The sequence below is a fragment of the Streptomyces sp. NPDC127097 genome, assembly GCF_042724075.1.
Lineage (GTDB): Bacteria > Actinomycetota > Actinomycetes > Streptomycetales > Streptomycetaceae > Streptomyces.
In genome coordinates this window covers 97,148-103,717 of sequence record NZ_JBHXFI010000028.1, presented here as the reverse complement: position 1 = coordinate 103,717, position 6,570 = coordinate 97,148, and the positions used below count along the sequence as shown (strand labels likewise).

Below are 6,570 nucleotides of genomic sequence, written 5' to 3'. Positions count from 1 at the left end.
GCACCCCGGGGCCGGCGGCGGCACCGCCCGCACCCCCGAGGGGAGCCTGAAGGGCCGCGCCGTCGGCGAGCATCGTCGCGGCGGCATGCACCCCGCCGGACCCGGGACCGCCGGCCGCGGGGGAACCCGCGCCACCGGAGCCGGACCCGTCGGACGCCTCCGCCCCGCCCGGCCCGTCCACCGCGCTGAGATCCACGTCCGCCGCGTCCAGCTGCGAGACCAGCTGCGTCGGCACATAACCACCGGCCGGCCCGCCGGGCGCACCGGGGCCGGACGCCGCGGGGCCGCCGTCGGCCTGCTGCGGCGCACCGTCCCGGCCCGCACCGGGCGGACCGGGTGCGGCGGGCGGCGGGGGCGGGCCCGCGGCGGCGTTACCGGGCAGCGCCGAGCCGTCGGCCAGCATCGTCGCGGCGGCATGCACCCCACCGCCGGCGGGCGGCGCGGGCGGCGCGGCAGGAGGCGGCACCCCCGGCCCGGCCGCGGCGGGCGTACCGGCACCCGGCGGGGGCGGCACATCGGTGACCGGCACACCCGACGGCGGCGGCAGATCCGGCAGCGGAGCGGCGGCCGGCGGCGCGGGCGGCATCGGCGGCGGCAGCGGACCGCCGCCGGGCCGGGCCCCGTCCTCCGGCAGCGCCGGCGAGACCTGCGTACGCGGCAACTGACTGCCACCGTGCAGAAGTTCGGTCTTGGCCTCCGGCCGGGACCGCGGCGCCGACGGGGCGTCGTCCTCCTCGTCGAAACCCGCCAGCGGCGGTGCGAACACCGTGGCGGGCAGCCCCACCGAACGGTCCTCGCCCCCCGCACCGGAGGTGGTGTCCGCGTCGGCCCACGGCGTCGGCACACCGGAGGCACCGGCCCCCGGGCCCGTCTCCGCCGGCTGCGCACCGCTCTGCGCGGCCGCGCCGTCCGTGCCGTTGACGCTCACCTCGGCCCAGGCGTCCGAGGCCGACGCCTCGGGGGCGTGCGCGGGAGCGGGCACGGCCGGCGGGGCCGCCGGGGCCTGCGCACCGCCCGCGCCCCGCTGCTCCGCAACGCCCCGCGCGTCCGCCGCCTCCTGCAACCACTCCGGCGGCGTCAGCAGGAACGAGGTGGCCTCCAGGTCGATCCGCTGCGGCGGCGCCCCGTCCCCGCCGCCGTCCACCGCGGCGCCGTACTCCTCCTCGTAACGCCGGATCACCTCGCCCACCGGCAGCCCCGGCCACAGCGTCGTCTCCCCGCTGTCCCGCGCGATCACCAGCCGGGCCCGGCCGCCCTCCGCCGCCGGACCTCCCCCAGAGCCTTCGGCACCGGGGGGACCCCCATCCCGGTCCTCGGCCCAGGCCACGAAGCCCAGATCGAACTCCCGCACCCGCACCTCACGATGGAGCGCCGCCGGCACGTCACCGTTCACCCACCGCTCGGCGCGCTCCTGCGCCTGCGCGAACGTCACCACCGTGCTCAGCTCCCCACCGCGACCGCGTACGCGAAGCCGCCGTCGACCATCAGATCCGCCACCGTCTCCAGCTCCGGCGGATTGCCCGCCAGCCGCTGGAGAAAGTCATCGAAATCCGCGCCGCACGGCAACAACAGCCGCTCGACCCGCTCCTGCACCGTCCACCCGTCCTGGTCCCGCGCATCGTCGTACGGGCAGAACCACACCGAGCCGAGCGCCTCGCCGCGCACCTTCACCGCGACCACACCGCCCTGCACGAACGCCACGCCCAGATAGTCCTTGGTGAAGTGGTCCCGCAGGCACTTGTTCACATAGAGCAGGTCGTTGACCGCCGCGTCATCGCGCACCGTGAAGAACGGCTGGTCGACCAGCAGCCCCAACTCCGCGTCCAGCGCCGCCCCCACCGGCGCACAGCCGCCCGCCGCCTTCAGGAACGACCGGTAGGCACCCGGCAGCCGGTAGCCCAGCGCCTCCTCCGCCTGCGCCAACTGCTCCTCGCCCACGGACAGATCACGGTGCGGCAGCCCGAAGTGCGCCGGCCGGGTCTCCTGCAACGGGCGGGTACCGCGCTTGTCGTGCGCCACGGCGGCCGTCGCCAGCCCGCCGTGATGCCGCAGCAGCGCCTTCACCTCGACCGGGATCAGCTCCATCCGCCGGGTGCCGGCCACGTGATGCCAGGTCCAGCCGTGCGGCGTCGCCACCGCCGGCACCTCTATCCACAGCTCGTGCCCCTGCGCGTGCAGGGCCGCGTTCGCCGAGACATAGTCCGTCAGCCGCAGTTCATCGACGCCGAATCCCTCCGGCGGCTCGGCGATCTCCGCCGCCGCGCGCGCGTACGGCGAGAACTCCGGGAATCCCCGTTCGTCCATCCGCACACCGGCGGGGTACCGTGCGGCACGGACCGGATCCGGAAAATGCACGACCTGCCCGGCATAGGCCGAATTCGGTGGCGCGGCATGTCCCGCCGCCCGGGGGCCGGGGAGTGCCCCCAGCCCTTGCCGACCTGTCGTCATCGCGCTTGCCCCCTGGCTGAAGCTGGCTTTGGAGCACAGCCTAAGCCGTACCGCAATGCCCTCCGCCCTCCCCCGCCCCCGTCCGTCAGCCCCGCGACACACCGACGTCACCCACCGCCCCACCACCCCCGAGCCCCCCGCGCACCACCCCGCCCACCAGCTCCGTTACCCCACGACCGACGCCCCGTCAGCCCGCCGTGAGATCACCGACAGCCCGCCCGACTACCGCAACACCCAGCACATTTGGCAGGCTGACCCTCCCCCACCTAGGGCCGGGGGGACCCCCAGCGACACGGGGATTCGGGGAGGGAAAGCACCACCATGAGCACCACCGCACGCCACCACAACTCAGCCGCCGGCGACCCCCGCATCGGCTGGAGCGGCACCGCCGACGGCGCACCCGCCCTCCACCACCGCCGCGACGGCATCCTCCCCACCATCGGCGCCGCCCTGTCGGTACGCGGACAAACACTCACCTGCACCGCCGGCAAGGCCGAACAGCCCCCCGCCCTGCACCCCCTCGTCCAGGACTTCCTCGACACCCTCCCCACCGCACAACGCGAACGTTTCACCGGACGCTGCCCCGAAGCCGTCCTGCTCTCCCGGCACCTCACCGCCGTCGAAGGCAACCGCGGCAAACGCGCCTCCCGCAAACCCCTCACCAACGGCGAAGCCCGCCGCTCCCTCAAACACTCCAAACTCACCGCACGCCACATCCGCGAGGACGGCGACCCCCAGCACGGCAGCTACGCCCCGCCCTGCCGCTCCTGCGACGCCCTCCTCGCCCACTTCGGCGTCATGCCCATCAGCGGCACCACGCCCACAGGAAGCTGACCGCCACCATGCCGCCCACCACTCCCGGCCCCCGCACCCCCGCCCACGACCGGACCGACTCGACCCGCTTCCCCGCCGCCGTCGACGTCGCCCTGCACGAAGCCGGCTGGCACCCCGGCCGCTGGGACATAAAGCAGGCGGAACACTGGGCCGACACCCTCCGCGCCCACACCTCCCCCGCGGGCCACCGCCACACCGTCTTCGCCGCCGCCGTCGAAGCCTGGGCCGAATTCGGCGGACTGCGCCTCACCGGCCCCGGCCCCGGCCGGCACATCGCCCCCACCCCCTTCGCCATCGACCCGCTGCACGGCCTCCACCTCGCCCGCACCCTCGGCGACCTCGGCCGCGCCCTGGAAACCGACGTGGCCCCCCTCGGCCGCGAAGAACTCACCACCCACGACGGCGCCACCTACGGCCAGGCCACCCTCGCCATCGACGCCGAAGGCCGCGTCTACAGCCTCGACCACACCGGCGACTGGTACCTGGGACCGGACATCGACAGCGCGCTGGGGGTCCTGGTGCTGGGGACCCGGCCCGTACGGCTGGGCGTCGCGGGCCACACCGGCGACTGAACCGCCACCGCCCCGCGCACGGCGGGGTCAGCGCACCGCGGAGGCCGCCGGCAGCACCGCCGACACCCGGAAGCCACCGGCCTCCGTCGGGCCCGACACGAACACCCCGCCCAGCGCCGTCACCCGCTCCCGCATCCCCACCAGGCCATTGCCGCCGCTGGGCAGCCCCGCATCGGCCGCGCCGCCCTCACTGGGGCCGTTCTCCACCTGCACCGCGAGCTCACCGTCCCGGTGCGCCAGCCGCACCCGCGCCCGCGCACCCGGCGCATGCTTGTGCACATTCGTCAGCGCCTCCTGCACCACCCGGTAGACGGTCCGCTCCACCGGCGGCGCATACCGCTGCCCGGCGGCAGCCGCCGGCTCCCCCTCGGCCACCCCGTCCACCGTCAGCTCGACGACCATCCCGGCCGCCCGGGACTGACCCACCAGATCCCCCAGCTCCGCCAGATACGGCCCCTCGGAATCCGCCTCCGCGGCAGCCTGCGCCGGCACCGGCACACCGCCCTCAGGACCCCCGCCCCCCGCCGACTCCGCCACCACGGACACCTCCGGCGACCGCGCCTGCACCGTCGCCTGCGCACCCGCCCGGGACGCCACCGCCGCCAGCCGCTCCGGCGCACCCGACGCCGCCGCGCCCCGCACCGCCGCCCCGTCGGCCGTCCGCAGCACCCCCAGCATCTCCCGCAGCTCCGTCAGCGCCTGCCGCCCCATGTCACCGACCAGCCCCGCGTTCTTCGACGCCTTCTCCGGGTCCTTCAGCGCCACCGCCTGCAACGCCGCCGCATGCACCACCATCAGACTCACCCGGTGCGCGACCACATCGTGCATCTCCCGCGCGATCCGCGTCCGCTCCTCGTTACGGGCCCACTCCGCCCGCTCCTCGGCCCGGTCCGCCAGCAACGACAGCTCACGCTCCAGACCGTCCGCCCGCTCCCGCAGACTCTCCACGAGCCGCCGCCGGGCCCCGACATACAGCCCCCACAGCACCGGCGGCGCCGTCAGCACCAGCCCCAGCGCCAGCGACATCGCCGGCAGCAGCCACATCGGCGGCTGGAAGTCCTCCTGCGCCAGCACGTCCTGCCGCAGGCTGAGGAACGTCGTCACCAACGTCCCCGCCACGGTCATCCCCGCCAGCACCCCGGTGATCCGGCGCGGCACATCCGACGCGGCGAGCGTGTACAGCCCCACCGTGCTCAGCAGCCCGCCCATCTCCGCCGGGATCACCGCTATCGAGACCAGCACCACCACCACCGGCCAGCGCCGGCGCAACAACAGCACCGGACCCGCCAGCAGGCCGAGCAGCACCCCGACCAGCTCCGGCAGCTGCGCCCCCGAGGCGAACCGCGCGCCCTCGAACGCACACTCCACCGCCGAAGCCGCCGCCAGCACCACATCCAGCACGGCACTCCGCCGCCGGGCCCACCACCACGGCCCGCTCACCGGCGCGCCCCGCGCCCCCACACCTTCACTTGCCCCCGTCGCGGTCATACCGACCAGCCTACGGGCGCCCGCACCCGATTCCCCCGCCCCGTTATCAGCCACGACCCGGGCCGTTACCAGCCCTTACCGCCGGTCACCACTCGAACTACTGAATCGCCCACATTTTCGATACATCCGCCTGCCCGCACGCGTCACCCTGATCCCATGCCGAACCCCCACCGGGACCACCCCGACTACGAGTCCTTACGCCCCCAGGCCGTCGCCCTGCGCCGGGCCGGCCTCAGCCGCCGCCAGATCCGCGACCGCCTCCACCTCCACAACAACGACATCCTCAACCGCCTCCTCGAAGGCGTCCCCGCCCCCGACTGGACCCGCCGCCCCAACGCCAAGGACGACCTCCGCGCCCGCGCCCGCCAACTGCGCAAGCAGGGCCTGACCTACGACGCCATCCAGGTCGAACTGGGCTGCTCGAAGAGTTCGATCTCGCTGTGGGTACGGGATCTGCCGAAGCCGGCGCCGCGCCGCACCCCGGCGGAGCAGGCCCGGATCGCCCGCGAAAAACGGTGGGAGCACGAGCTGGCGGTACGGGACAGGGAGCGCCGGGAAACGAAGAGCGCAGCGACCCAGGAGGTCGGCGACCTGTCGGACCGGGAGCTCCTCTTCGCCGGAGCCGCCCTCTACTGGGCCGAGGGAGCCAAGGACAAGCCGTACAACCGGCGGGAACACGTCCAGTTCGTCAACAGTGACCCCGGCGTCATCGAGGTCTTCCTGGCCTGGCTGCGCCTGCTCGGCGTGGCGCCGGATCGGATTGCCTACCGGGTCATGATCCACATGACCGCCGACGTGGAGACGGCCGAGCACTACTGGGCCGAACTCGTCGGCGTGGACGTCGCCGCGCTCCAGAAGACCACGATCAAGAAGCACAACCCCAAGACCACGCGCAAGAACGTCGGAGAGGGCTACCGCGGCTGCCTGGTGGTCCGGGTGCTACAAAGTGCAGAGCTATACCGTCGCATCGAAGGCTGGTGGTACGGCATAGTGTTGGGTGCCAAGCGGCCAGACTGACGAGATGTCCGGTTTGGGCCGCTTTACTATCCCCTGTGGTGTAATTGGCAGCACTGAGGCTTTTGGTGCCTTATGTCCGGGTTCGAGTCCTGGCAGGGGAGCACACCCACAACAGGCGATTTTCCGGGTCCTGACCACCACGTCAGGACCCGCCCGCGTTTCGGCTGCAATACGCACCGGTATCCTTCGGATGACCACCACCCGAAGTAGC

The 6,570-nt window shown here is 74.0% G+C and carries 5 protein-coding genes, 1 tRNA gene and 1 pseudogene; 4 read left to right on the top strand and 3 right to left on the bottom strand.

What is annotated here, in order from left to right:
* Positions 1-1,432: pseudogene (locus tag ACFWJW_RS21925) on the bottom strand (hypothetical protein); the annotation flags it as partial.
* Positions 1,433-1,440: 8 nt separating this feature from the next.
* Complete coding sequence (locus tag ACFWJW_RS21920) at positions 1,441-2,448, bottom strand: SMI1/KNR4 family protein (protein ID WP_387243807.1); 1,008 nt, start codon at positions 2,446-2,448, stop codon at positions 1,441-1,443.
* A gap of 321 nt (positions 2,449-2,769) precedes the next feature.
* Here ACFWJW_RS21920 and ACFWJW_RS21915 point away from each other — a divergent pair, with 321 nt between their 5' ends.
* Positions 2,770-3,282, top strand: a complete 513-nt coding sequence (locus tag ACFWJW_RS21915; protein WP_387243804.1) for a YwqJ-related putative deaminase — start codon at positions 2,770-2,772, stop codon at positions 3,280-3,282.
* An 8-nt stretch (positions 3,283-3,290) separates the two neighbouring features.
* Complete coding sequence (locus tag ACFWJW_RS21910) at positions 3,291-3,854, top strand: SUKH-3 domain-containing protein (protein ID WP_387243801.1); 564 nt, start codon at positions 3,291-3,293, stop codon at positions 3,852-3,854.
* Positions 3,855-3,881: 27 nt separating this feature from the next.
* On the opposite strand, the gene ACFWJW_RS21905 is transcribed toward ACFWJW_RS21910, so the two are convergent.
* The gene (locus ACFWJW_RS21905) at positions 3,882-5,342 is read right to left on the bottom strand and encodes a sensor histidine kinase (RefSeq protein WP_387243798.1); all 1,461 of its coding nucleotides are present in this window, start codon (positions 5,340-5,342) and stop codon (positions 3,882-3,884) included.
* A 156-nt stretch (positions 5,343-5,498) separates the two neighbouring features.
* Here ACFWJW_RS21905 and ACFWJW_RS21900 point away from each other — a divergent pair, with 156 nt between their 5' ends.
* Together ACFWJW_RS21900 and ACFWJW_RS21895 are read left to right on the top strand one after the other, a co-directional pair.
* On the top strand, positions 5,499-6,359 hold the full coding sequence (locus ACFWJW_RS21900; protein WP_387243795.1) for a hypothetical protein: 861 nt from the start codon (positions 5,499-5,501) through the stop codon (positions 6,357-6,359).
* 29 nt (positions 6,360-6,388) lie between these two features.
* A tRNA-Gln gene (locus ACFWJW_RS21895) sits at positions 6,389-6,460 on the top strand.
* Positions 6,461-6,570 lie beyond the last annotated feature (110 nt).

Coding starts and splice junctions, on each gene's coding strand:
- ACFWJW_RS21910 (WP_387243801.1), top strand. CDS start 3,291: ATGCCGCCCACCACTCCCGGCCCCCGCACCCCCGCCCACGACCGGACC.
- ACFWJW_RS21915 (WP_387243804.1), top strand. CDS start 2,770: ATGAGCACCACCGCACGCCACCACAACTCAGCCGCCGGCGACCCCCGC.
- ACFWJW_RS21905 (WP_387243798.1), bottom strand. CDS start 5,342: ATGACCGCGACGGGGGCAAGTGAAGGTGTGGGGGCGCGGGGCGCGCCG.
- ACFWJW_RS21920 (WP_387243807.1), bottom strand. CDS start 2,448: ATGACGACAGGTCGGCAAGGGCTGGGGGCACTCCCCGGCCCCCGGGCG.
- ACFWJW_RS21900 (WP_387243795.1), top strand. CDS start 5,499: ATGCCGAACCCCCACCGGGACCACCCCGACTACGAGTCCTTACGCCCC.